27 protein-coding genes and 1 tRNA gene are annotated in these 26,966 nt (G+C 36.0%); 6 read left to right on the top strand and 22 right to left on the bottom strand.

Translation table 11 applies throughout. The features are described from left to right. Positions 1–65: 65 nt before the first annotated feature. The 14 genes from glcK to AC2CGR_RS16645 form a co-directional block, all read right to left on the bottom strand. On the bottom strand, positions 66–1,049 hold the full coding sequence (glcK, locus tag AC2CGR_RS16710; protein WP_000391706.1) for a glucokinase: 984 nt from the start codon (positions 1,047–1,049) through the stop codon (positions 66–68). Between the two features lie 19 nt (positions 1,050–1,068). Further along, positions 1,069–1,269, bottom strand: coding sequence for a YqgQ family protein (locus AC2CGR_RS16705; RefSeq protein WP_000253699.1), 201 nt, complete (start codon positions 1,267–1,269; stop codon positions 1,069–1,071). A gap of 103 nt (positions 1,270–1,372) precedes the next feature. Further along, a complete protein-coding gene (locus AC2CGR_RS16700; RefSeq protein WP_484481007.1) occupies positions 1,373–1,951 on the bottom strand; it encodes a 5-formyltetrahydrofolate cyclo-ligase in 579 nt (192 codons plus the stop codon). A gap of 104 nt (positions 1,952–2,055) precedes the next feature. Next, positions 2,056–2,205, bottom strand: coding sequence for a 50S ribosomal protein L33 (rpmG, locus tag AC2CGR_RS16695; RefSeq protein WP_001265616.1), 150 nt, complete (start codon positions 2,203–2,205; stop codon positions 2,056–2,058). 69 nt (positions 2,206–2,274) lie between these two features. After that, entirely contained in the window at positions 2,275–4,629 is a 2,355-nt protein-coding gene (locus AC2CGR_RS16690) for a sugar phosphate nucleotidyltransferase (protein ID WP_029439933.1), read from the bottom strand. 376 nt (positions 4,630–5,005) lie between these two features. Further along, entirely contained in the window at positions 5,006–5,662 is a 657-nt protein-coding gene (gene phoU, locus AC2CGR_RS16685) for a phosphate signaling complex protein PhoU (protein ID WP_087965976.1), read from the bottom strand. Positions 5,663–5,829: 167 nt separating this feature from the next. After that, positions 5,830–6,645, bottom strand: coding sequence for a phosphate ABC transporter ATP-binding protein (pstB, locus tag AC2CGR_RS16680; RefSeq protein WP_000226683.1), 816 nt, complete (start codon positions 6,643–6,645; stop codon positions 5,830–5,832). 28 nt (positions 6,646–6,673) lie between these two features. Further along, on the bottom strand, positions 6,674–7,540 hold the full coding sequence (gene pstA, locus AC2CGR_RS16675) for a phosphate ABC transporter permease PstA (RefSeq protein WP_087965974.1): 867 nt from the start codon (positions 7,538–7,540) through the stop codon (positions 6,674–6,676). Between the two features lies 1 nt (position 7,541). Beyond that, entirely contained in the window at positions 7,542–8,492 is a 951-nt protein-coding gene (gene pstC, locus AC2CGR_RS16670; RefSeq protein WP_484481006.1) for a phosphate ABC transporter permease subunit PstC, read from the bottom strand. Positions 8,493–8,519: 27 nt separating this feature from the next. Then, positions 8,520–9,437, bottom strand: coding sequence for a phosphate ABC transporter substrate-binding protein PhoX (gene phoX / locus AC2CGR_RS16665; protein ID WP_071716035.1), 918 nt, complete (start codon positions 9,435–9,437; stop codon positions 8,520–8,522). A 323-nt stretch (positions 9,438–9,760) separates the two neighbouring features. Continuing rightward, positions 9,761–11,884, bottom strand: coding sequence for a peptidoglycan D,D-transpeptidase FtsI family protein (locus tag AC2CGR_RS16660; RefSeq protein ID WP_131100741.1), 2,124 nt, complete (start codon positions 11,882–11,884; stop codon positions 9,761–9,763). A gap of 109 nt (positions 11,885–11,993) precedes the next feature. Beyond that, positions 11,994–13,271 (bottom strand): MFS transporter, encoded by a 1,278-nt coding sequence (locus tag AC2CGR_RS16655; protein ID WP_087965967.1) that lies wholly within the window; start codon positions 13,269–13,271, stop codon positions 11,994–11,996. A gap of 115 nt (positions 13,272–13,386) precedes the next feature. After that, positions 13,387–13,998, bottom strand: a complete 612-nt coding sequence (sodA, locus tag AC2CGR_RS16650) for a superoxide dismutase [Mn] (protein WP_001052031.1) — start codon at positions 13,996–13,998, stop codon at positions 13,387–13,389. 221 nt (positions 13,999–14,219) lie between these two features. Further along, positions 14,220–14,293 (bottom strand) — tRNA-Ile (locus AC2CGR_RS16645). 242 nt (positions 14,294–14,535) lie between these two features. Between AC2CGR_RS16645 and AC2CGR_RS16640 the strand changes: the two genes are divergently transcribed. From AC2CGR_RS16640 to ispG, 3 genes are all read left to right on the top strand, one after another. Next, positions 14,536–15,294 carry a DUF1189 domain-containing protein gene (locus AC2CGR_RS16640; RefSeq protein ID WP_002194538.1) on the top strand — a complete coding sequence of 253 codons (759 nt, stop codon included), beginning with the start codon at positions 14,536–14,538 and terminating at the stop codon, positions 15,292–15,294. A 71-nt stretch (positions 15,295–15,365) separates the two neighbouring features. Next, a complete protein-coding gene (locus tag AC2CGR_RS16635) occupies positions 15,366–15,731 on the top strand; it encodes a hypothetical protein (protein WP_000825409.1) in 366 nt (121 codons plus the stop codon). A 164-nt stretch (positions 15,732–15,895) separates the two neighbouring features. Continuing rightward, positions 15,896–16,999, top strand: a complete 1,104-nt coding sequence (gene ispG / locus AC2CGR_RS16630) for a flavodoxin-dependent (E)-4-hydroxy-3-methylbut-2-enyl-diphosphate synthase (protein ID WP_002194540.1) — start codon at positions 15,896–15,898, stop codon at positions 16,997–16,999. A gap of 80 nt (positions 17,000–17,079) precedes the next feature. Here the strand turns inward: ispG and AC2CGR_RS16625 are convergent, their stop codons facing one another. The 4 genes from AC2CGR_RS16625 to AC2CGR_RS16610 form a co-directional block, all read right to left on the bottom strand. Next, positions 17,080–17,493, bottom strand: coding sequence for a Fur family transcriptional regulator (locus AC2CGR_RS16625; RefSeq protein ID WP_001054512.1), 414 nt, complete (start codon positions 17,491–17,493; stop codon positions 17,080–17,082). Between the two features lie 13 nt (positions 17,494–17,506). Next, positions 17,507–18,340, bottom strand: coding sequence for a metal ABC transporter permease (locus AC2CGR_RS16620; RefSeq protein WP_000613823.1), 834 nt, complete (start codon positions 18,338–18,340; stop codon positions 17,507–17,509). Next, positions 18,340–19,110 (bottom strand): metal ABC transporter ATP-binding protein, encoded by a 771-nt coding sequence (locus AC2CGR_RS16615; RefSeq protein WP_001059652.1) that lies wholly within the window; start codon positions 19,108–19,110, stop codon positions 18,340–18,342. Before AC2CGR_RS16615 ends, AC2CGR_RS16620 begins: the two co-directional genes overlap by 1 nt. 180 nt (positions 19,111–19,290) lie before the next feature. Beyond that, a complete protein-coding gene (locus tag AC2CGR_RS16610; protein ID WP_000435966.1) occupies positions 19,291–20,169 on the bottom strand; it encodes a YitT family protein in 879 nt (292 codons plus the stop codon). Positions 20,170–20,317: 148 nt separating this feature from the next. On the opposite strand from AC2CGR_RS16610, the gene AC2CGR_RS16605 reads away from it, so the two are divergent. Beyond that, complete coding sequence (locus tag AC2CGR_RS16605) at positions 20,318–20,572, top strand: DUF2624 domain-containing protein (protein ID WP_071726639.1); 255 nt, start codon at positions 20,318–20,320, stop codon at positions 20,570–20,572. Positions 20,573–20,597: 25 nt separating this feature from the next. Here AC2CGR_RS16605 and AC2CGR_RS16600 read toward each other — a convergent pair whose 3' ends face one another. Together AC2CGR_RS16600 and AC2CGR_RS16595 are read right to left on the bottom strand one after the other, a co-directional pair. Beyond that, positions 20,598–21,494, bottom strand: a complete 897-nt coding sequence (locus AC2CGR_RS16600) for a deoxyribonuclease IV (protein WP_484481005.1) — start codon at positions 21,492–21,494, stop codon at positions 20,598–20,600. Between the two features lie 230 nt (positions 21,495–21,724). Continuing rightward, complete coding sequence (locus tag AC2CGR_RS16595; RefSeq protein ID WP_131100743.1) at positions 21,725–23,035, bottom strand: DEAD/DEAH box helicase; 1,311 nt, start codon at positions 23,033–23,035, stop codon at positions 21,725–21,727. Between the two features lie 180 nt (positions 23,036–23,215). Between AC2CGR_RS16595 and vrrA the strand changes: the two genes are divergently transcribed. Both vrrA and AC2CGR_RS16585 read left to right on the top strand, forming a co-directional pair. Further along, on the top strand, positions 23,216–23,962 hold the full coding sequence (gene vrrA / locus AC2CGR_RS16590; protein ID WP_087965959.1) for a VrrA/YqfQ family protein: 747 nt from the start codon (positions 23,216–23,218) through the stop codon (positions 23,960–23,962). A gap of 89 nt (positions 23,963–24,051) precedes the next feature. Beyond that, a complete protein-coding gene (locus AC2CGR_RS16585; RefSeq protein WP_000706669.1) occupies positions 24,052–25,002 on the top strand; it encodes a 4-hydroxy-3-methylbut-2-enyl diphosphate reductase in 951 nt (316 codons plus the stop codon). Between the two features lie 40 nt (positions 25,003–25,042). Here AC2CGR_RS16585 and AC2CGR_RS16580 read toward each other — a convergent pair whose 3' ends face one another. After that, entirely contained in the window at positions 25,043–26,164 is a 1,122-nt protein-coding gene (locus tag AC2CGR_RS16580) for a Nif3-like dinuclear metal center hexameric protein (RefSeq protein ID WP_000036225.1), read from the bottom strand. Further along, positions 26,161–26,868, bottom strand: a complete 708-nt coding sequence (locus AC2CGR_RS16575; RefSeq protein WP_087965956.1) for a tRNA (adenine(22)-N(1))-methyltransferase — start codon at positions 26,866–26,868, stop codon at positions 26,161–26,163. Before AC2CGR_RS16575 ends, AC2CGR_RS16580 begins: the two co-directional genes overlap by 4 nt. Between the last annotated feature and the right edge of the window lie 98 nt (positions 26,869–26,966).

The raw sequence follows: 26,966 nt of genomic DNA, 5'->3' as shown, positions 1-26,966 counted from the left end.
TTCTTCATCAAGATATCGCACAAAAAGAGGAAGGGTTTCCCCTTCCTCTTTTCATTGTTCACAACTTATATCATCTTCGCTTCGTATTTGTGCTTTTTTACAAGCCAAGCTCCTCCGATAACACCTGCATCATTACCAAGTGTTGCAATAGCTAACTTCGTGCTCTTTACAGCACGTGAGAAAGCATATTGCTCGAAATAACGTTGAATTGGTTCTAATAGTGCATCTCCAGCTTTAGAAACGCCTCCACCAATAACGATTTTCTCTGGGTTCAACGTGCTCGAAAGGTTCGCTACAGCTAATCCTAAATAAGAAGCTACCTTTTCTACTACTTCGCCTGCTAGTTCATCACCTTGTCCATGTGCTTCAAATACGTCTTTTGATGTAATACGCCCTTCTTCCGCTAACATAGAACGTAGAATGCTTTCTTTATCAGTCTCTTGTATTTTTTGCATAGCAACACGCACAATACCTGTTGCAGATGCTACAGTTTCTAGACAACCAGACTTCCCGCAATTACACGGGAAAGCATTCTCTGTAACTACTGTAATGTGTCCAATCTCACCTGCAGCGCCACTTACGCCGTGTACAATCTCACCATTGGCAATTACACCGCCGCCAACACCAGTGCCAAGTGTCATACAAATTAAATCTTTTGCTCCTTCACCAGCACCCTTCCACATTTCCCCAAGCGCTGCTAAGTTTGCATCATTATCAATAACAACAGGTAATCCTGTTTCTACTTCTAATAAATCTTTTAACGGATAGTTTTTCCACCCTAAATTAACCGCTTCATAAATCATTCCAGACGCCACGTGTACAGGGCCAGGAGCTCCCATACCAATACCAATTAACTTACTTTTTAATTCGCCTAACTCTTCTAGCTTTTTATCAATAGCTTTCGCTACATCAAGCGTAATATGTTTTCCTTGCTCATTTGTATTCGTAGGAATTTCCCACTTATGTAAAATTTCACCGTACACATTAATAAATGCTAATTTAATCGTTGTACCACCAAGGTCAACACCAACTAACCATTTCTCTTCCATGTTGCTTACCTACCTTTATCTAATTCTTATTTAGCTCTTTTTGAATTTCTTGCTTCAATAAAAATAAAGCTGTTTGATAGTCTTGTGGATCGATTAGCTGTGATTGATTTAATTCACGCAATTCATCTTGCATTAATTGTAAATCTGCAATTCGATCACCCGTATAAATAATCGTACCAAATTTCTTTAGCAATTGCTGAATATCATATATAGATACCATTTCATCACCCTCTATGCTCACTTACTATAAAAAATTATAATAAGAAAACGTTCACATATTTTATTATAATCAAGAAGAAAAAGTCTCGTCAATTTTTATTTGTCTATACAAGCCCATTTTTAACCATTGTTCCTTTTTCTGTAATAATTTTTTCTACATTTTTATCAAACGGCTCTACTGGAATATGTTCTACCATTTGAAAACTATAAGCTAATGATAGCGTTTTCCCTTTATAACGAACGAGATAACGATCATAATAGCCACCACCATATCCAATCCGTTCTCCTCGCTCTGTATAAGCTACGCCTGGTACGATTTGAAGGTCAATTTCATCTGCATTCACTTCTTCCGTAAGCGCTGGAATTGGCTCACGTAAATTCATGTACACTGTTTCTAATTGATCAAAATTACTAATTTGCCTAAAGGACATCGTTCTTGTTTCTTTATTACACTTCGGAACGACAACTTTCTTTCCTTCTTCCCAAGCTTTTTCGATAATAGGATATGTATTCACTTCATTTTCCATTGAGAGAGTGATTCCAATTATTTTAGCTTCAGCCCACTCTTTTTGCCCATACAACGAAAATGCAATTTGCTCTGATAAAGTTGTATACCGTTCTTTTGATAAAGAATTCATGTGCTCTATTATTTGTTTACGTAAACGTAGTTTCTCTTCTCTCACACATTTTCCCCCTCACAGTGATACTTTGCTCTACGATGATAGTGTATCACTTTTAAGAGAGGAATCGAATAAAAAAAGAAACAGTAGGAAAATATTCCTACTGCTTACTTTGTTTCACGGTGTAACGTAGACTTCTTGTCACGCTTGCAATACTTTTTAAGCTCGATACGCTCAGCGTTGTTACGTTTGTTTTTCTTTGAGATATAGTTACGATCTCCGCATTCTGTACATGCTAGAGTAATATTCACACGCATTCTTATTTCCCTCCAGTACTAATAACTTAAATCAGACTATACTATAATACCACTTTTAAAATAAAAATTCTACACCTTTTGATATTGTCTAATTTTTTCTATAAGATTTTTCATGTTTTCCCTTGCTATTACTGGGTTTCTAGCATGCGAATACACTAAAAATTTCGGTTGTTTTGTGTCAGAAACGATATAAGACCACTCTTTTTCGGTATATTTGAACTGCACTCCTTCAAATATACCTTCTTCCTTTCTTTCCATATCAGCTAATAATTTCCTCATTACTTTTCCTTTTTCATTCCACGAACATACAACTTCATCACAAAGTAAATAGAGCGGCGGTGATTGCTCTACTATGCTGAGAAATGTTTTTCCCTGCAGTGCTATTAGCTCGAATAATTTTCCTATTCGATATAAAATATCTCTCTTCCATCTCGCTTGAAACGACTTCTTTTCATCCTGCGTATAAAACAGAAGGTAACATTCTCCTAATTTCAAAGACATTGGGTAAATATTTCCTGTAGATTCAAGTAATAAATCTGGAATATCTACCTCCTCAAAATCTGTTCCTTGGTAAATATTACTATGATTATCATATAACTCGAAATAATTTCCTTGCTCTGAAAACATAAGCGCCATATTTGCTTTACTTGATTTCATCAAAGCTTTCACATGATCCTTTTGTTCACCTGCATAAATCCATGTAACTGTGCATCCGAGCCTTTGCAAAAAGAGCATAAGTAAATGTTGTAACATATCATTTCTCTTATTAATAAGAAGATGGAACTTCTGTTTTTGTATTTTCTCAATATCAATGCGCTCTAATACAGCCTCTATATAATCATGTAAAGAAACGTGGACTAGCTTATTGCGTCCCATTTCTTTCTCACATACGTAATAAAACGACTCAGACATATATACTTGTTCTATCACTTTTTGCTGCTTATACGTTAACTGTACCCCATCCTTACCATACAACTTTATAACAACCTCTTTTTCATTTTCTAGTTGAATGAAAACCCCACCTGCACATTGTAAATCCTGAATGCTATACTGAAAAAACGATTCGTTCATTTCTTTGCATTCCATCGTATGAATCCCAATACCATGAATCGCATGAAGAAAAAGATTTTTATAAGAAGTCGTTTCTATATGTTCTTGACTCCCGATTAATATACTTTCCCCTTTTGCAAAAAGAGATCCGTACGCCATCGCAACCTTTACTATAAATTGAGGATTGATCTCAACGTTACCTCTTCCTACAATGCGACTTTTTTGCAACCATCCTGCACTCTTTTCACCTTCTTGAACACCAGCCGATCCTACTACCGAATAGCTGTCAATCGCCTTATATGGCCATAGTTTTCCCTTTTGCTTAATTACCGTACTTTTCCCTATATGACAATGATCTGCTACAATGCTTTTTTGAAACAGTGTAACGTCATCTTCCACCATTGTATGCTCTCCTATTGTTGTTTCTAATAACTCGCAATATTGCCCAATGTGCGCATTTGCAAAAACAATACTTTTTTGAAGATGAGAATAACTTGAAACAATACTATTTTTCCCAATAATAGAGTACGGCTCAATTACAGCTCCCGCACCAATTTTTGCTCCCTCTCCAATAAAAGAAGGACCGTGAATTTTCGTTCCTTTTCCAATCGTCACCCCTTCCCCCATCCATACCATCGGCAATACTTCGGTATAAGGAATAGGTACTTGCAATTTTTTCGTTAACAAATCAAATTGAGCTTGTCGATATTGATCAAATGTACCGATATCTAACCAGTAACCTTCTGACAAATATGCAAATAATGCGTTCTTATTTGCCAATAATGGAAACACATCTTGACTAAAATCAAAAAATTCTCGGGGCGGTATGTAAGAAAAAATTTCTGGTTCCATAATATATATACCTGTATTCACAATATTAGAGACTACTTCATTCCAACTCGGTTTTTCTATATATCGTGTAACCTCTTGTTCTTTGTTCATTACAACTAAACCGAATGAGAGTGGATTTTCTACTTCCTTTACAAACATAGTTACCATTCTTTTCTGTTGTTCATGAAACGTAATTCCTTCTGATAATTGAAAATCAGTTAACGCATCCCCACTTATGACAACAAACGTTTCATCCAAAAATTTTTCCGCTTGTTTAATACTCCCTGCAGTTCCAAGCGGTGGAGAGTCTTCAAAGTAGTACAAGTTAACGCCCCATTTGCTACCGTCACCAAAATATTGCTTGATGGCCGTACTCATATACTGAACAGTAATTGCAATCTCACGTATACCATGCTGACGTAATAATTCGATATTGTATTCTAAAACTGGCTTTTCTAATAATGGCAACATCGGCTTTGGAGTATTACATGTTAATGGTCTAAGGCGTCGTCCTTTTCCTCCAGCTAAAATAACCCCCTTCATATACTTCAGCCTCCACTTATATAATGTTAAGTAACTTCATATACGATATGTATATTATCTACCCCACATTAACTAGCAGTATAAAATGAAACTTTAATCAGCGTGGGGTTTGTTCCTCTCGCACTGATTGTGAGCCCTGACCACTCGGGCTTTTACAGGCGGTAAAACTTCCTATATACATGTATCTTTCAAATACCAAAAGAAAGCGCTTACTATTAACTTAGTAATATATTACTTAATAAGCGAACAATATATATGTCCTATTTTTCCCATTATATTATGATACATCTTATCATCATAAACTAAAGGAAACAACGAGCTTTTTTTGTCATGTTTTGACTAAAAAAAGCAGGTGATATTTCACCTGCTTTTTTCTTTATTCATTTAATAAGTAATGCTTTCCTTTTACTAAATAAAAAACATTTTCAGCAATATTTGTAATATGGTCTGCTACACGCTCAATATATCTCGCTACAAAGGATAATTGTGTAATTTGTGTAATTGCTTCTGGTTGCTCTGGAACTGAAGATATAAATTCACGAATCGCTTTCCCATATATTTCATCAACAGAATCATCCATTTCGGCAATTTGTTTCGCAAAAGTTAAATTTTCTTGCTCATATGCATCTAACGCTAACTGTAACATCTTATTTGCAATTGCAAACATCTCATCCAGATTGTGCAAACTAACAGATACGTCTTTTTCTCCGAGACGAATTGTTGATTTTGCAATATTAACAGCATGATCTGCAATACGTTCTAAATCTGTCGCTGTTTTAATTGAAATGAAAATCCTTCTTAAATCACTTGCTACAGGTTGTTGCTTCGTAATAAGCATAAGTGCAAGATCATTTATTTCCTCTTCTAAATTATCCATACGATAATCCCCATCTATTACCTCTAACGCTTTCTCTACATCTTTTTTATGAAGACCTTCCATAGCAAGCAATAAAGCTTCCCTCGCTAGTTCGCCAAGCTTAATCACTTTTTGCTGCAACGTTTTTAAATCACATTGAAATTGTTCTCTTACCATTATTTCTTCCCCCTCAATATTATGTGCCATTATATATAGATTTCCTACCTAGCCCACTTATAATAAGCCTTAAGATAGGAGAAGTATTACTTCTCTGATTTAAATGAGGTAAAAATAAGAAATACCCTCTGTTAAGAGGGTATTTGCTCTTAGCCTTGCTAGCGACATCAACCGAATCGGCCCGTAATATAATCTTCTGTACGCTTATCTGAAGGTGTCGTAAATAATTTATTTGTATCTGTATACTCCACAACTTCTCCACTTAAGAAGAAAGCAGTTTTATCTGAAATACGCGCAGCTTGTTGCATGTTATGCGTTACGATAACAATACTAAAGTCTTTCTTTAACTCTTGAATTAATTCTTCTACTTTTAATGTTGAAATTGGATCTAGTGCCGATGTTGGCTCATCCATTAAAATAACGTCTGGTTCAATCGCTAAACAACGTGCGATACATAGACGCTGTTGCTGTCCACCGGATAAACCGTATGCATTATCATGCAAACGATCTTTTAACTCATCCCAAATCGCTGCTCCACGTAAACTTTTTTCAACAATTTCATCCAATGTTTTCTTGTCGCTAATACCATGAATTTTCGGGCCGTATGCTACATTTTCATAAATAGATTTTGGAAATGGATTTGGTTTTTGGAACACCATTCCTACATGTGTTCGTAATTCTTCAACTGGGTATGATTTATCAAATATATTGCGCTCTCTATATTCAATTACGCCTGTAGTTCGCACGATTGGTACTAACTCTACCATACGATTTAATGTTTTTAAGTACGTTGATTTACCACAACCACTTGGCCCGATAATTGCCGTAACTTCATTCTCATGAATGCTTAAGTTAATATCTTTTAAAGCATGGTCTTCTCCGTACCATAAATTTAAGTTTTTCGTATCAAATACTACTTTCTTTGGCGCAGTCTCAATTTTCTCCTCGTTTTTCACCTGTACATTTACTACTGTTGCTACCATTTGAATTCCCCTTTCATCCATTTCCAACTTATTTTCGATTTCGTAACCATAGGACAAATATATTGATCAAGAGTAATAAACCTAACAAAACAATCATCCCAGCAGCTGCTACATACTGAAATTCTTCTTGCGGTCTACTCATCCAATTAAAAATTTGAATTGGTAAAACTGTAAATCTATCAAACATACTAAACGGAACATAATTTGCAAATGCAAGTGCCCCAATAACTAATAACGGTGCCGCTTCTCCAATCGCTCTTGATATCGCTAACGTACAACCCGTTATAATTCCTGGGAAAGCATATGGCAATACAATTCGATACATCGTTTGCCACTTCGTAGCACCTAATCCGTAAGAAGCTTCTAATAATGAGCTTGGTACTGATCGTATCGCTTCTTGACTTGCTACAACAACTGTAGGTAAGACGAGTAAACTCATCGTCAGTGCCGCAGCAATGATACTCTCGCCTAAATGAAGAGCATATACAAAAATAGTTAAGCCGAGTAATCCAAATACAACGGAAGGTACTCCTGCTAACGTTTGATTATTAATTTCTATTACCTTTTTAAATATAGATTCCTTCGCATATTGTTCTAAATAAAGAGCAGTTCCGACTCCAAATATAAAGGAGACTGGTATAAGAATACTCATAAACAATATTGTTCCTGACAATGCCGCAGCAATCCCAACTTCTTTCGGATTACGCGAAGCGAAGTTTGTAAAGAACTCTAACGAAAGATAACTTATACCTTTTTCAAAAATTTGAAAAAGCAAAATAAGCAGTATGACTATTGAAAACAAAATAGCTATATAAAATAACATTTTGTAAACTCGATCTTTTAAAAAACGTGATGCCATATTTTCTTGTATTTTTTTATGATTCAACATTCGCATATTATGTCACCCTCCTAAAACGGCGCATAATAAACTGAGAAATGATGTTCATTATAAAAGTAAATAAGAATAACGTTGCGCCTACAGCGTACATGCTGTAATAAGTAATTGTTCCATGCGGAGCATCACCTAAACTCACTTGCACAATATAAGCTGTTAACGTTTGAATAGAGTTTGTCGGATCGAGCGATACGTTCGGCGCGGAACCCGCTGCAATTACAACGATCATCGTTTCACCAATTGCTCTGGAAGCAGCTAATATAATCGCTGCCATAATCCCTGTAAAAGCTGAAGGAAACACGACTTGTTTCACCATCTCAAACCGAGTTGCTCCAAGTGCTAACGAAGCTTCTTTCGTTCCTTTCGCTACAGCTCTCATTGCGTCTTCAGAGAGAGAGGCAATTGTAGGTATCATCATAAAGCCAATAACAATACCTGGACTAATCGCATTAAAAAACTGTAAATCAGGTATAATCCGTTGTAAAAGCGGTGTAACAACTGTTAATGCAAAAAACCCATATACAATTGTTGGGATACCTGCTAATAGTTCTAACATCGGTTTTAATACTTTTCTTGCACCGTTTGAAGCATATTCGCTTAAAAATACAGCACACGCTAAACCGATAGGAGTTGCTACGCACATAGCAATCGCTGTTACAAGGACCGTTCCACATATAAGTGGTAATATACCAAACTTAGGATCTTCAAAAAAAGGTAACCATTCTTTTTCCGTCAAAAAGGAGTGTAATGGTATTTTTTGAAAAAATATTATTGTTTCATTGGAAAGCGTAAAAATAATTCCAAGTGTCGTCACAATAGACACGCTAGCAATTATTTTTAGTAATAATGGAACGATTCGATTGATTCGCTGCGTTTTTTTTCTTTGTTTTGTATTTCTTTCAATCAAATGTTGTACAGAAAATGTAATTTGACTTTTGTCATTATAAGCCAAAGATGAAAACCCCTTTCCACCCTGACATTACCTTTTTATTTCTGTTAACATCCGCAGCTGTTCATTGTATTTTTCTTTTGGTAATTTTACATATCCTACCTCTTCAGCGAGATTACCAACATGCTGAATCATAAACTCAATATAATTTGCTACATTCATTTTATTTCGGATAGACGCATGATTCACATAAGCAAATAGCGACCTAGATAATGGCTTATACTCACCTGATTGAATGGTATCTTTCGTCGGAAGTACACCATTCACTTTTATTGCTCTCACCTTATCTCGATTGGCCATATAATAAGCATATCCTACAAAAGCAATGGCATTTTTATCATTCATTACCCCTTGCATAATAACTTGATCATCTTCAGACAAAGAGACTTTTTTTACAATGCGACTTTTTTGTAAGATGACATTTTGAAAATAATCATACGTACCAGAGTCTACACCTGGCGCATAAAACTTTACCTGTTCACGTGGCCATGATGAATGAATTTGTGACCATCGCTTTTCACTTTCATCTTCACTCCATAATAGACGTAACTCGTCTACCGTTATATTGTCTACCCAAGTATTTTGACGATTCACAACGATTGTAAGACCATCATAAGCGACTTCAAACGGTGTAAACTGAATGGAGTTTTTCCTCATTTCATTTTCTTCCACTTGTTTCATTACTCTCGAAGCATTATTTATATCTACTTCTCCTTTACTGAAACGATTAAATCCTCCTCCTGTCCCAGAAACACTGATGGAAATTTTCACGTTCGGATGCACCTTTGTATATTCCTCCGCTACTGCTTCTATAATAGGAAAAACTGTTGAGGATCCATCAACTCTCACTTCTCCCATTTCATTCACAGCAAATGCAGTAGACGTGCCAACATAAAAGAAACATGTCGACAGTATGAAAACTTTAATCGATGCACTTATCCATTTCACGTGTTCTTCCTCCTAGAAGTAACCGGAAATAACAGGATTACAGATATAAGAATACTGCTAAACTATTAATTCGGTTTTAATTGTTTGTAAAAGTTTTGTAAAGTTCCACAAGAATCAACATTAAGTAACATGTTAATCCGTAGCCACCGTTCCTTCACTGATGATTGGTCCATAAAATTGCCCCCATAGTGAATGATACGTATCATTTGTAAGGTGCCTTACATTCCCGATATGATACGCTTGTCCACTTGATTAAAACGTATGCATGAACCATAAAAAAAAGCACACTATCTTTTCAGATAGTGTGCTTTTTTTATAATTTTTTATTCATCATCTTGTTGTTTATTTTTCTTATCTATTTCCTCTTTTGTAGCTTCGCCATTTTCTATTTTTTTCAAATCAAAGTACGCGTCCATAATGTCACGGCTAATATATCCGTTAATACCTGATGTATCATCTACCCAAGGTACAACAACAGAAAATGCTACTTCAGGATCTTCAAGTGGGGCATAACCTACTAATGTTAAGTTATATGTTTCTTTACGCTCACCGTTTGCTTTTCTACCAATCTCTTTATCTCCGCCATACACAGTTTGAGCTGTACCTGTTTTACCAGCAGCTTTATATGGTGCACCTGTAAAGTACTTCGTAGCTGTACCACCAGAATCGTTAAATACTTGTCTAAATCCTTCCTGAACACGTTTAATTTGTGATTCAGGCATATCAATACGATTTAGCACTTTCGGTTCCATTGAATGAACGACTTTTCCAACCTCATCTGGTTTCGCTGCCGGTTGGCGAATTTCTTTTACAACTTGCGGTTGCATACGGTAACCACCATTTGCAATTGTTGAAACATACTGCGCTAATTGAAGCGGTGTATACGTATCATACTGTCCAATTGATAAATCTAATAAGAAACCTGGCATTTTATCTGTTCTACCTCTTTGTCCAGCTGTTTCATTCGGTAAATCAATTCCAGTTTTTACACCAAGTCCAAACTGACCGAAATAGTAACGCATCGTATCATATGATTTCTGTTGTATATCTAACGTACCGCCTCGCACATAGGGAACACCAGCGATATTCATCGCTGTTTTAAACATATATACGTTAGAAGACATTTTTAATGCTGTAAGGTCATTAATATATCCCATCGTCTTCCAAGAAGATTTTTTTAGCGGTCCTTTTAATACAATGGGTTCATCGAGTTGAACTGAACCTGGTTGAATTGCACCTGTTTGATATCCTGTAAGTATCGTCGCACCTTTTACGGTCGATCCCATTGGATAAGAACTTGTCATCGTTCCTAATGCGAAATCTTGTACTTTCGTTTCGCCATTTTCATCCACTAATTGTTTCCCTGCCATAGATAAAACTTCACCATTTTTCGGATTCATCATAACAACGAATGCACGATCTAAAAGCGGTTGCCCACCTTTATATTTCAATAAATTTTTGGTGATAATTTCTTCTACACGCTTTTGTAACTCCATATCGATTGTTAAATTCAGATTGTTACCACTTTGTCCTTTTGATACATTAATCGTTTCTAAAATATTACCGTTTTTATCTGTAACATTTTTCACTTCTGCCTTCGTACCGTGTAGGCTATCCTCATATTGCTGTTCAAGATAACTTTTTCCTACTCGTTCATTTCGATTATAATCACGAACAAGATAGTAATCTAGTCTTTCTCTCGGTAAACCTTCATCAGACGTTGACACCCCGCCAAGTACACTTCGGAATAAATCATCATAAATATACTTTCGATCCCAATCAACATTCGTATCTACACCCGGTAATGTTGCTAGATTTTCACTAATAATCGCGTATTCTTGTTCTGTAGCATCCTTTTTAATGACTTGTGGCGTCATCGCATATCCGCCGTCCATTTTGCTTTTAATCGCTAGTATCTCTAAATCTTTTGCGGATAATTGATTCACTTCTTCTTCTGTCACGCGATTTCGTTGACGTTCATCTAATTCTTTATCATCAATTTTTTTATCTTTAAACTCTTGACGATCTTTATTCGTAATTTTCCCTTTAGCTTCCTCTTTATGAATAGCAAGCCAATAATCTTTTTTATCGCGATCTGTTAATTTATCTGTCGGTACTTCAATCAAATCTGCTAATCTTTTCGCTGTTTCTAAGCGAGCCTCTGCAGTTGATCCTTTCATTTTTGTAAATGTAATCGTACGAACAGCTGCATTATCTACTACAGCTCGCCCATAACGGTCAAATATTTTCCCACGTGGTACAGGATTACTAATCGTCGAGTTTTCTTTCCTCTCCACTTCATTCTTATATTCCTCACCGCGAACAATTTGTACATATCCAAGCCTTACAATAACCGCGGAGAACATTAAAAACACGCAGAAAAACAGCACGTTTAACCGAAAAGGAACGTGAGTCTTTTTCTTTTGTTGTTTCTGTTTCTTACTCATACAAACCCCCTCTACCAACAGCTATGTAATGTGAAAGGGACACCTTCATACAGGTGTCCTCACTGCTGTCTTACATCTTTTTCTATTCTAGCATAAAACAAACGAGAAGTTAACCTTCTGGTTCAGTTTGATTCTGCGTGGTCCCTTGCGCTACAACACTTGTTTTCCTCGCGTTTCCCTCATCATATTTGACATTTTTAACTGCAAAATAAATAAGAAAATGTCCAGCACCTAAAATACATAGTAAGAAAGGTAAACTCTTTTCAGGCGGAAAGAATAATACAGCACATAAAAAACTTAAAACTGAACAAATTCTTCCAGCATTTAACCATAATTCTCGGACAACTACATACTCTACACGCCACTCTCTCGCATTTTTCGCTCTACCAATTACATCATATGTCATCGATCCATACGGAACGAGTAAAATAGGATATGCAATTGCAATGCATGCTGCATAAATAAGTAATTTTGTGTATGTAACATTGAATATAACTAAAAATACGACAGCATATAAAATAATGCCTCCAAGTAAAATTGCTTTTTTTCGCCACTCTTTCTTTAACATACGGGCGACTAAGTAGTAACATACAAATGATACAGCAGAATTTACTAAGCTATATTTACCTAATGCGAGCTCACTATCGGTTGCTAAGTACACGTATACTGAAATAACAAAAATAAATGTTCCCTCTCTCAATCCTTGGAAAAAATGAGCACGTGTAATTCTTCCCCAGTTTTTATCAATCCGTCGTTCTTTCAAAACTTGCGTGACCTCATAACGACCTTCACATTCTCTCTTAGATAAAAAAAAGCTTAAAACGACAGCAATTGCAAATAGCACTAATGAAAGAAAGAATATGACCGTATAGCCACTCCATTTTTCCATACGCGAAATTGTGTATCCAGCTGCTATCGGTCCAATCATGCCAGAGAAGGATGTAAGAAGTCCAAGAAACCCGTTAAAGAAATCTCTTGTTTCTGGTTCTGTAATCTCAAATGTTAATAAGTTAAACGCGAGCCAGTAAAAACCATATCCGACTCCTAAAAGAGCCCCCATCAATAAAATATAGTGAGAAGCGCTTTTCCCCGCTACTAAAACAACGATAAAAAAAATAGCTAACGTGCCTACGCCTATTCGTAACAAGATTGAGCGATCAATACGCTTCGCTAATTTCCCACCTATAAGAAATGTGAGAGGCTGTAATACAACGCTGGCCAAATTATACAAGCCAAGATTCACATAATTTTGTGTTTGTTTCCATAAATAAATGTTAACAAACGTATTCGATAAAGAAATTGCGAGCGTGTATAAACCTCCGATAAGGAGCAATAACACTAAATCCCGATTCACTTCAACGTCACCAATTATATGTTTCCACTTCATACACAACTCTCCTTTACTTCATGTTCTAGTCTTCCAAAGACAAGCTCAATTATGTAAAAGGAAAGCATAGAAAAAAGCTAGGAGCATTCTCCTAGCTTTTTTATCATTATTACAATTATTTTGCTTCTTGGTAACGTTTTTCAGCAGCGTTCCAATCTACAACGTTCCAGAATGCACCAATGTAGTCTGGACGACGGTTTTGGTAATTTAAGTAGTAAGCATGTTCCCAAACATCTAAACCGATAACTGGAGTTTTACCTTCAGTTAGAGGAGAATCTTGGTTTGGCGTGCTTGTTACTTCTAACTCACCATTATTTACTACTAACCAAGCCCAACCAGAACCGAATCGAGTTGCGCCAGCTTTTGCGAATTCTTCTTTGAACGCATCGAAGCTACCGAATTTCGCTTCAATTGCAGTTGCAAGTTCACCTACTGGTTGTCCGCCGCCGTTTGGAGATAAGATTGTCCAGAAGAATGTGTGGTTAGCATGTCCGCCACCATTGTTACGTACTGCTGTACGGATTGCTTCTGGTACTTCGTTTAAGTTTGCAACTAATTCTTCTACGCTTTTGTCAGCTAATTCTGCATGACCTTCTAAAGCAGCGTTTAAGTTTGTGATGTACGTGTTATGGTGTTTTGTATGATGGATGTTCATTGTTTCTTTGTCAAAGTGAGGCTCTAAAGCATCATACGCATAAGGTAAATTTGGTAATTCGTGTTTTGCCATTGTTATATTCCTCCCAGTTTATGTATTGCCACTTAAGTGACATACAACTTCATTCTACCCTAATTGCCATAGGGTGCAAACAAATAAATCACATTGTCTTGCTATCATTAAAGTAGCAAAATTCCCACTTCTTTTCAATTAAAATGCTCATATATTTCATAAAAAAAGCTCCCTTCTACAAGGAAGCTTCCTGCTGACATAATAAACATGTGAAATGGATATGGACCCTGTAGGACTCGAACCTACGACCGGACGGTTATGAGCCGTCTGCTCTAACCAGCTGAGCTAAGGGTCCACAATTATGTATGTAACAATACATCAAATAAAGGAATTCCTATCGGATATATTCTTTAAGAAATGTAAGATAAATTTACCATATAGAAAAGAAAAGTGTCAATTGTATTTTTCTCATTTAAAAGAAGAAAATTAATAAAAAGAAATTTAGTTATCTCTACTATATGTAAATATAATATATCTTGAGATTCCCTAGATTCCTACGTTACAATGATTTTATACATACATAAAGGAAGTGAATCTATGTCCATATTTACCCAATTAGTCAAAAGCGTATATTCGCCTAAAGATATGGCGCTATTCCGTTTTCAAAAAATCGGAAAAACCATTTTGTATATTATGCTACTTTGTCTAATCACTACTATTCCAAGAACATTCTTTTACGGTAGCTTTATCCAAGAAAGTGTTACTATGGTAAATCAAGCAATTGAAAAAGATTTACCTGATTTTAAAATCGAAAACGGTGAACTAAAAGCTGATATTGAACAACCTATTCAAAAAGAAGAGGGAGATGCTCTTTTCGTATTTGATCCAAATACAACAGATATCGAAAAATATCAAAATAAAACTGGTTTATTTATTTTAAAAGATAAAGTAGTTTCTATAGGAAATGGTCAAACGCAAACATACTCCTACAATGATTTATTAGGGACATCTCTTGAGAAGAAAGATTTGCAAGATTTCATTTCTGTATTCGATAGTATCTATCCAATTTTATTAGCTGTTATCGGCGTATTAGTATATCTATTCCAATTGTTCATTACTTTCTTAGGAATTACTTTACTTGCGTTTATAGGTTCTGCTATGAGTGGTCAACGTAAATTATCCTATAAGCAAGTATGGACGTTAACTGCTTACAGCTACACAATTCCAACAATCTTCTTTATGATTATGGATTTATTCAAAATCGTTGTACCTGGTTCAACATTCATTTATATCGCGGTTGTTTTAATTGTTCTATACTTAACAATTAAAGAAGTTCCAAAACCGAAAGAAAAATAAGAACGAAAAAATGCCTAAATAGGCATTTTTTTTTTGGACAAGCATATATTCCTAGCAAAGGAGTGAAGAATATGAAGAGATTAGGTATATTCTTATTCGTGCTTGTTCTTGGTTATATATTTTATTACGATATAAAAATCGGTACTTTACCGATGTTAAGTTCATATAAAAAAACAAATGCGGCCCAAACGATAAAACAAGAAAGTACAAATACAAAACAAAATAAAGAGAACAAAGCAGAAAAAGAAACAGATGTAACTTATAAAACAATTGAAGTCAAAACAGGTGAGACAGTTCTTTCTATTACCGAACAAATTAATAAGAAAAAGATCCCTTCCATTGAAAAGGTAATTGATGACTTTAAACAACTAAACAAAAGTACCTCTGCTACAAAAATACAAATTGGAAAGTCTTATAAATTCCCGTTATATCAATAAGCGATCACTTAATCCTTGTCAATTACATAAAGGCGCTGATACAATAGTAAAAGTGAAACCGAGCACTTCGGTTTCTATAGCCCTGTATCACGTATACTATCATTGATATAAGGGACTAAATAAGAAACTTCTTTTATAAGGAGAGCGATCTATTCGTGAATGAAATGACTCATCGTACAAAAACACGTCCAGTTAAAGTCGGTAATTTAACAATTGGCGGTAATAATGAATTAATTATACAAAGTATGACAACAACAAAAACACATGATGTTGAAGCAACAGTTGCTGAAATTAAACGTTTAGAAGAAGCTGGCTGTCAAGTCGTGCGTGTTGCTGTTCCAGACGAACGCGCAGCAAATGCTATTGCTGATATTAAAAAACAAATCAACATTCCACTTGTTGCTGATATTCATTTTGATTATCGCCTTGCTTTAAAAGCAATTGAAGGTGGCATTGATAAAGTACGTATCAATCCAGGTAACATTGGTCGTCGCCATAAAGTAGAAGCTGTTGTAAATGCAGCAAAAGAACGCGGTATTCCAATCCGTATCGGTGTAAACGCAGGTTCATTAGAACGTCACATTTTAGAAAAGTACGGATACCCAACTGCAGATGGTATGGTCGAGAGCGCCCTACATCACATTAAAATTTTAGAGGACTTAGATTTCCACGATATTATCGTATCTATGAAAGCCTCTGATGTTAACTTAGCAATTGAAGCATACGAAAAAGCTGCACGTGCTTTTGATTATCCATTACATTTAGGTATCACAGAATCTGGAACATTATTTGCCGGAACTGTAAAAAGTGCCGCTGGTCTTGGAGCAATCTTAAATAAAGGTATCGGAAATACACTACGTATTTCATTAAGTGCTGACCCAGTTGAAGAAGTAAAAGTTGCGCGTGAACTATTAAAGTCATTCGGCCTTGCGTCTAATGCAGCAACACTTATTTCTTGTCCAACTTGCGGTCGTATTGAAATTGATTTAATTAGCATCGCTAACGAGGTGGAAGAGTACATCTCTACACTGCAAGTACCAATTAAAGTTGCAGTACTTGGCTGCGCTGTAAACGGCCCTGGTGAAGCTCGTGAAGCTGATATCGGTATTGCCGGTGCACGCGGAGAAGGATTATTATTCCGTAAAGGGCAAGTTGTTCGTAAAGTACCAGAAGAAATAATGGTAGAAGAACTAAAAAAAGAAATCGACGTAATTGCTGCTGAGATGGCTGCTGAACGAGAAAAAGAAAAAGAAACACAAGAACAATAAAAAGAAGGTTGCCCACAATATTTGTGAGCAACCTTCTTTTCTACGTAAAAAAGCTCGTCAGTTATAGAACTAACGAGCTTTTACTTTGCACATTTCGGACAACGTCCGTATATTTCAAACTTATGACCTGTTACTTCATAACCGTTAAAATCTTTATTCATAAAATCCATTGGGCAGGAAGTAATCTCTTTCGTCCCCCCGCAATCTAAACAAATAAAATGATGATGATGTTCCATAATAGAACATGTAAAACGAAAATGTTTTTCACCGTTTAATTCCGTTTGTTCTAAAACACCGATTTCAGCAAACACCGTTAAGTTACGATAAATCGTATCAAAGCTAAGACCTGGATAATCATCCTTCATATGCTCTAAAACGTCTTTCGCCGTTAAATAGCGATTGTGAGCTGCAAATAACCTCAGCATTTCTTCCCTTTTCCCAGTATGTTTGTATCCTTTATCTTTCATTAGGCGTAAAGCTTCTGTTAGATTCATATCTATCCCTACTTTATGCAGTTTTTTTCTTCTTCCATAAAATCGCACCAATTAAAATAAGAACTGCTATCATAACAATTGTACCACCTGGCGCTAGATCCAGTTGATACGAAGCAAACATTCCACCAATTACTGCAATTTCACCAAATAAAATGGAGAAGAAAATTGTTTGTTTAAATCCATTTGCAATACGAATACTTGCTGCAACTGGTAATGTCATTAATGATGATACGAGAAGAACCCCTACTACACGCATTGATACTGCAATGACAAGAGCAACCAATATAATGAAAATAAAATGAATCCACTTCGCACTCAAACCGGTTGATACAGCGTATTCTTCATCAAAAGATAGTAAAAATAACTCTTTGTATAATAAAGTAATCGTTACAATAACAACAATTGCTACAATGCCGATAATTATTAAATCCGTACTTGTTACAGCACTTACACTACCAAATAAATAACTAAATAAATCTGTGTTAAATCCATTTGCAAGTGAAATAAAAATAACGCCAATCCCCATTCCTGCTGAAAGAATAATTGGAATTGCTAATTCTTGATAATGTTTATATACAGTACGTAATTTTTCAATAAGTAACGCCCCACCAATAGAAAAAATCATCCCCATATATAACGGATTTAAAAATCCCCCTGTGAAAATTGTTTTTTCTAGTAGTAAACTTGCCGCAATACCCGATAATGTCACGTGGCTTAATGCATCCGCAATAAGCGACATGCGGCGAATAACAACAAATACACCGATAAGCGGCGCAACAAGTCCTATTAAAATCCCTGCATATAAAGAGTTACGTAAAAAGTCATATTGTAAAAAATCTTGTATCATTATATCCTCCCATGATGCTCATGCTCGTGTTCTAAACGATGAACATGATGTCCATATAAGACGGACATTTCTGCATCTTCTAACTCTCGGAACTTTTCTACATTTCCATGGAAATGTAAATGTTTGTTTAAGCATGCAACATGTGTTACTTTCTCGGTAACAGCTCCCATATCATGCGTAACGAGAATTAATGTGATTCCTAGCCTTTTGTTTAAATCCTCTAATATCTCATAAAAACTTTCTACATTCTTCACATCGATTCCAACAGTGGGCTCGTCCAAAATAAGTAATTCAGGATCACTAACGAGCGCACGAGCAATAAATACGCGCTGTTGTTGTCCACCAGAAAGTTCCCCGATATTACGTCCTTGAAACTCACTCATCCCTACATCAGCAATCGCTTTTTCTACCTTTTTCTTATCATTTTTCGTAAAAAAGCGAAACAGCCCTTTTTTCGAAACGAGTCCCATTGACACAACTTCAAACACAGTTGCCGGAAAACCAGAATTAAAGCTATTTGCCTTTTGCGACACATAACCAACTTTGTTCCATTCTTTAAACTTCTTACTATCAACACCAAACAAACGAATGCTTCCCTGTTTTGGCTTTAACACGCCTAATAAACATTTTAGCAAAGTGGATTTTCCTGAACCATTTGGCCCAACTAAACCTAAAAAAGCTCCCTTCGGAACTTGCAAATTTATATCTTCTAACACATTTCGATCTTCATATCGAAATGACAATCCTTCTATTTCTAATATATTGTTCATAGCATCTCACCTATTTTAATTCAGAATGATTCCGATTTATATCTATTTGAATTATAGTACAGCTTATTATAGTTGTAAACCAATCTGCCTAAAATATATCTACTTTTTCAAGAAACCTTACTATTATAACAAAAAGCAGAGAAAAATTCTCTGCTTTCAAAAGATATTATAATTAATTTTTTAGTGAATAGCCGATTTAAACTTACCACCATTGGTCTCTTGTGTACTCATAATCGTAACAAACGCATTCGCATCAATTTCATACACAATTGATTTTAACTTTGTTACTTCTAGACGTGTTACCACTGCATAAATAACTTCTTTTTCTTTATCCGTGTAACCGCCTTTCGCTACAAGCTTTGTAGTTCCACGACCAAGACGATGCAAAATCGCATTTGATACTTCCTCATATTGATCTGATACAATTAAAACAGCTTTCGTTTCATCTAAACCTTGAATGACTGTATCAATTGTTTTGAATGCAATGTAGTACGTCATAACAGAATACATCGCTTGTTCAACACCAAATACAAATGCTGCCCATGCAAAAATGAATAAGTTCACAAACATTACAAATTCGCCTACGGAGAAAGGTAATTTCTTCGTTAATAAAATACCCATAATTTCTGTTCCGTCCATTGATCCACCATGACGAATAACGAGCCCTACACCAAGACCTAAAATAAGACCACCAAACACTGTAGCTAAAATTGGCTCTGTTGTAAATGGCGGAACAGCATGTAACGTTGATTCAATAAACGCTAAAGCTACAATACCGAACGCCGAAGATAGCATGAACGTTTTTCCAATTTGCTTATAACCCGAATACATAAACGGGATATTGAGAATAACGACCAAAGTAGAGAAACTTAACCACCAAATATTAGGAGTAAGATAATCTAATATAAGAGAAATACCAATAATTCCACCATCAATAATTTTATTTGGCATTAAAAATAATTCAATCGCTACTGCTGCGCATGCTGCCCCAAAAATAATCATAACTAAACGATACATAAGATGGATAACACTTTCTTTTCGATGTTGCTTTTGCTCCATAAGTCCTCCCTATACTCTTTTCTATAGTTTTGTCCTTATATTATAACATACGCTTCTTTTTCTCATGAAAAAAGTAACTCTATACGAATATGTACAAGCTATGTACTCATATATTTCGATAGAAGAACTTGTGAAGGAGGATAACTCGATGAACCTCATTAAACAACTGGTAAATAAAAAATTAAATCATATTTCTACAAAAGAGTTATTGAAATATAGTAAAGAATATGAAGTTCCAATTACAACTGCGCAAGCTGATAAAATTGTTGTACTTATGAAAGGAAAGAATATTAACATTTACGATAATGACGAAAGACTAGAGCTCTTAAAACAAATAGCAAAAGTAACCTCCCCTGCTACCGCCCAACAAGTAAATACTTTATTTCAGCAACTACTAAAATAAGGAGGGGATATCCCCTCCTTATTGCTTATTGCGCTTTAATTTTTTCAAGAAGCCCTTCATCAAAAGTACCATTTTTCAGCATTTCGATTTCTAATTTATATGGTGGCTTCTTATCTTTTTTATCTTCACCTACATATGGTGTTTCAAGAATTTTTGGTACGTGCGTTAACTGCGGATGATGCACAATATGATGCAACACTTTATAACCGATATGACCGAAACCGATATTTTCATGACGGTCTTTTCCTGCGCCACGTACATTTTTACTATCATTAATATGAAGTACTTGTAAACGATCGATACCAACAATCTTATCAAATTCGTTTAATACACCGTCAAAGTCATTTACGATATCATATCCTGCATCGTGCGTATGGCACGTATCAAAGCATACGGATAGTTTTTCATTATATTTTACACCATCAATAATCTTTGCAATTTCTTCAAAGCTACGGCCGCATTCTGTTCCTTTTCCTGCCATCGTTTCTAACGCAATGTTAACCGTCTGGTCTGGTGTTAATACTTCATTCAGCCCTTTAATAATTTGTTGAATACCAGCATCCGCTCCTGCACCAACGTGCGCACCTGGGTGAAGGACGATTTGTTTTGCTACACCTAACGCTGATGTTCTTTCAATTTCCATGCGAAGGAAGTCTACACCTAATTGGAATGTTTCTGGCTTCGTCGTATTTCCGACATTTATAATATATGGAGCATGTACGATAATTTCCTCAATACCGTTTAGTTCCATATGTTTTCTTCCTGCTTCTATGTTCAATTCTTCAATTGGTTTTCTTCGTGTATTTTGCGGTGCACCTGTATAAATCATAAACGTCGTTGCACCGTATGAAACAGCCTCTTCACTTGCTGCTAATAACATTTTCTTACCACTCATGGAAACATGAGATCCAATCTTTAACATACAATCACCTCTTCAATATACAATAGATATAATGATAGCATAATTTGTAGAAATATGTAGTGAATTGTTTGTTCACAAAAAACGCATTACACAAATTTATATGACTATTTAAACAGACTATACTCTTCATTTACATTATCTAGATTATGTGAAACTTTAATCCATATTTTCTATCCATATTGATTACGACTCTCACAAATCGCTGGATAAAAAAAGATAAGGGAAATCCCTTATCTTTTTTTGTTGCTATATTTTCTCTTCACTTTGTCACGTTCTGTTGCAAGTTTACGTTTATAGTTTGGTTTTACTTTTTTCGGTTTTTTAACAACTTTCGTTGCCATAACATCAAGTTCATCATTTGGTTTTTTACGGCTCTTACGACGACGACGTTCACCTAAATCCGCCCACTCATCTCCGCGTAAATCTACATGTTTAAACTCGATATGACGTTGTTTTTCTAAACTATCTAACGCTTCTTCATTTGCTGGATCATAAATTGTCACTGCAATACCTGAATGGCCTGCACGTGCTGTTCTTCCAACGCGGTGAACGAAGAAATCTAAATCTGATGGAAGTTCGTAGTTAATAACATGACTAATTCCTTCAATATCGATACCACGTGCTGCTAAATCAGTTGCAACAATATATTGGAATTCAAGGTCACGAATTTGTTTCATCATTTTTTTACGATCACGAGGTGATAAATCACCATGAATTCGTCCAACTTTTAAGCCACGTTCCGTTAATCCGTCAGCAACCTGATCCGCCATTTTCTTCGTATTCGTGAAAACAACTGCTAAATACGGTTTAAATTGTAGCAACATTCTTTTCACTAAATCGATTTTGTTACGATGTTTAGAAGGCACTAAATAATGCTCAATATTTCCAGCCGCAACTTGTTTTGGATTAATATGAATATGCTCTGGATTTTCCATGTATTTCTTCAGAAACGGTTTTAGTTTTTGGGGAATTGTTGCAGAGAAAACTAACATTTGCAAGTTTTTAGGCATGCGTGCTGCAATTTTGTCTACATCATGAATGAATCCCATATCAAGCATTAAGTCTGCTTCATCGACAATAATCGTATTTGCTTTATGAACAAACAGTGCTTGTTCTTCTACTAAGTCTTTAATACGTCCTGGTGTTCCAACTACAATATGAGGCTGTTTTTTCAACTTTTCAATTGATCGTTGTTTATCAGTTCCACCAATTAAACAACGCGCTGTAATCGTTTGATCTTCCTCACAGAACTTTGTTAATTTCACGATTTCTTCGTAAATTTGTTGTGCTAACTCACGAGTAGGCGCTGTAATAACAAGTTGTACTTCTTCACGACCTGGGTTAATTCTGTTCAATGTAGGAAGTAAGTATGCATGTGTTTTCCCAGAACCTGTTTGGGATTGTCCAATTACACTTACACCTTTTTTCACGACCGGGAAAATTTTCTGTTGAATTCCTGTCGGCTCTGTAAAGCGTAGTTCACGAACTGCATCTATTAAAAATGGTTTAAAATCATACTGTGTAAAAGTTTGTTGTGTCATAAGTTACACCTTCTTTCTAAATTTCTACTGCGCGCACAAATCAGTCAAGTCTACATTATATCGAAATCTACAAGTAAAATCCATCTTTAGTTTAGGTTTTTACTTCAAAAACTAACCTTCTTCCCACTTATTGCATATTGTATGTGTATATACCTAACTGAAGAAAGGAGGATTTCTCACATGTTTCCAAAATCCCCCATGAGGCAAATGTATCCGAATCCAAGGCAACAACCTTATACACCATATCCAATTCCACAACTACCACCAATGGCACAAAAAAAGAAAGGGTTTCTCGCTAAACTCTTTAAAAAACACGATCCAACCGAATCTTTCATGCAAATGGTTCCGCCTTATCGACAAATGGAAGGACCGCCGCCAATGATGCACCAGCAACCGCCACCCCAATATCGACAGCAATATCAACAACATTACCCACAGCAATATCAACAGCAACAGCAATACCAACAGCAATATCAACCATACATGCAGCAGCATCCCGAGCAAATGATTCCCCCTCAAATGTATGAATCAAACGAAACGCGCGACGGTGCAGCAACTACAGCCGCATCAAGTAGCGGCATCGGTAGTTTTTTTTCGAATTTAATTTCGAATCCAACTAATATGATAAATAATATCGAAAAAGTATCACAAGTCGTTCAATCTGTAAGCCCTGTCGTCGAACAGTACGGTCCCATTATGCGTAACCTACCAAGCATTGTTAAAATCCTCACCTCCGGAAAAAGTACGGAAGAAAATCCAACCGAAGATCAAGCTGAAGACGTAACAGAAAAGGTTGAGGTAGCAACTCCACCTCCTCCACCAAAAAAAAGAAAAAGAAAAAAAATGGTGATTGAGCCAGTCATTGAAAAAGAAGTACGAGAGGAGCCTGTTCAAAAAATAGCAACAAAACCAAAACTATATGTGTAACAATCCTTTGTTTTCTATCCACTCCTCCTTTATAATGTAAAGGACTATGCACAAAAGTATCCCTTGTTTAGAAGGAGAGGATTACTCATATGAAAATTGTTAAAATTTCCCCTCGTGGTTATTGCTACGGTGTTGTGGACGCGATGGTTATTGCACGTAACGCCGCATTAGATACATCATTACCAAGACCTATTTATATTTTAGGTATGATTGTTCACAACAAACATGTAACAGATGCATTCGAAGAAGATGGCATCATCACATTAGATGGTCCAAGTCGATTAGACATTTTAGATAAAATCGATTCTGGTACTGTTATTTTCACTGCACACGGTGTTTCTCCAGAAGTTAAACAACGTGCAAAAGAAAAAGGTTTAACAACAATCGATGCCACTTGCCCAGATGTTACAAAAACACATGACCTTATTGAAGCAAAGAAAGCTGAAGGTTACCATGTCATTTATATCGGCAAAAAAAATCATCCAGAACCAGAAGGCGCAGTTGGTATCGCACCTGATATCGTTCATCTTATCGAAAGAGCCGATGATTTAAAAACATTAGAAATTCCAACGGATAAAATTTTAGTTACAAATCAAACAACGATGAGCCAATGGGATGTTCAACATTTAATGGAGGACATTCAGAAGAAATTCCCAACAGCAGAGTTCCATAAGGAAATTTGTTTAGCAACTCAAGTTCGCCAAGAAGCGGTTGCCAAACAAGCTGATGTTGCAGACTTAACAATTGTTGTTGGTGATCCGAAAAGTAATAACTCAAACCGTTTAGCACAAGTATCACAAGAAATCGCTGGTACGAAAGCATACCGCGTTGCAGACGTAAGTGAAATCAAATTAGAATGGCTACAAGGTGTAGAAAACGTAGCTGTTACAGCAGGTGCTTCTACTCCAACACCAATTACAAAAGAGGTTATCGCTTTCTTAGAACAATATGACCCAATGAATCCCGCTACATGGGAGAGAGTCCGAAAAGTACCGTTACAAAAAATATTACCTCGTGTAAAAGTGAAAAAAGAACAATAATAAAAACCGTTGCCTATATGAGCAACGGTTTTTATTTTTCTTATACAAATGTAAATGGATCTGTATGTAACTGTGAAGCATGAATGTTTACATTCAGTTTCTTTGCATCTACTTTTTCTTGTAATTGCTTTTGTACACCTTGCTTCATTACCTTTTCAACGTTATGTCCTGGATCAACTATATTTAAACCGAGCATCATCGCATCATGAGCCACATGATAATACATGTCACCCGTTACATATACATCCGCTCCTTTAAATTTAGCTTGATTGATGTATTTGTTACCATCGCCACCAAGTACAGCTACTTTACGCACTTTATCATCTAATTTTCCAACAACTCGTGCACCCTTTACATCTAATGATTTCTTTACATGTTCTGCAAACTGTCCAAGTGTCATTTCTTCTTGTAAATATCCTATTTTTCCAAGCCCTAATGTTTCACCTTTGTTATCAAGTGGATACACATCATATGCTACTTCTTCATATGGATGTGCCGTTACCATTGCTTTAATCACTTTTCGCTGTAATGAAGCTGGAATAATCGTTTCGATTCGCACTTCTTCTACGCGTTCTAACTGTCCAGTTTCCCCGATATAAGGATTTGTCCCCTCTTGAGGTATAAACATACCTGTACCCTCACTACTAAACGTACAGTGGCTATAATTGCCGATATGACCAGCACCTGCATCTCCTAATGCTTTTCTTACTTCTTCTGCATGAGTTTCAGGCACAAACACAACAATTTTTTTCATTTCTTCCGCATATGTCGGTGCCAAAACTTCTGTATTTTGCAACCCTAACGCCTCAGCAAGTAAATCATTTACCCCGCCCTTAGCAACATCCACATTTGTATGTGCGGCATAGATTGCAATATCATTTTTCATACACTTTTCAATAATTTTCCCATATGCCTTATCTGTATGAATCGCTTTTAGCGGGTTAAAAATTAAAGGGTGATGCGCAATAATGACATTCGCTCCTAATTGAATTGCTTCATCCACAACTTCTTCCGTTACATCTAACGCAATTAATACGTGCTGCACGGGTTTATTAAGCGCTCCAATCTGCAGGCCAATCTTATCTCCTTCCATAGCCAAATGCTTCGGATACATACTTTCAAACAAAGAAATAATTTCATGGCCATTTGGAATTTTACTCATGATAAAACCTCCCCTATCATTTTCATTTTCGCTTCTACTTCCGCACGCTTCGCTTTTGTTTCTTCAGAATCAGCCGCACGTTCTAACTGCTTTAAAATATTTTGGAAGTTTTTTAATTCTCCTTCCCACTTTTCAACGAAAGCTTCACTTTTTTCTTTTATTAAAAATGGTCCCATAAACAATTCAACCTGTTTATTTTCAGAATAAGGAACCGCGATATCTCCTCGTTCCCCTACTAGAATCTCGTAAATTTTCCCATCTTCTTTTACGATTTTTTCATGGATAAGCTCCCATCCATTCTCAATAAACCATTCGCGAATGTGATGTGCTGCAATATTCGGCTGCAAAATTAAACGTGTTACACCTTCTAATTTTTCTTTACCACTTTCTAAAATATCACGAATTAACGCTCCGCCCATTCCGGCAACCGTAATTACATCTACTTCTCCTGGTGCGATAACAGCTAATCCATTCCCCTTACGCACATCTACTTTATCTTGTAAACCACTTTCAGCTACAGTTGCTTGGGCAGAGCGAAACGGTCCATCTACAACCTCTCCTGCAACTGCTTTTGTAGCAATATTATTTATAATTGTATAACACGGTAAATACGCATGATCCGATCCAATATCAGCAACTGTAGATCCTACTGGTATTTCACGCACAACTTCTTCTAATCGTTTTGAAAGCTTTACTTCATTCATGTATTTCCATTACTCCTTCTCTTGTCAGTCTGTCTCCATGATAATGAATTTATAGTAGTTGTTGCAAGCCCATAACAACAATTCACATCTCTATCATT

Source organism: Bacillus sp. LSHTCR4, from assembly GCF_057197025.1.
This window is presented reverse-complemented; position numbering and strand designations above follow the sequence as displayed.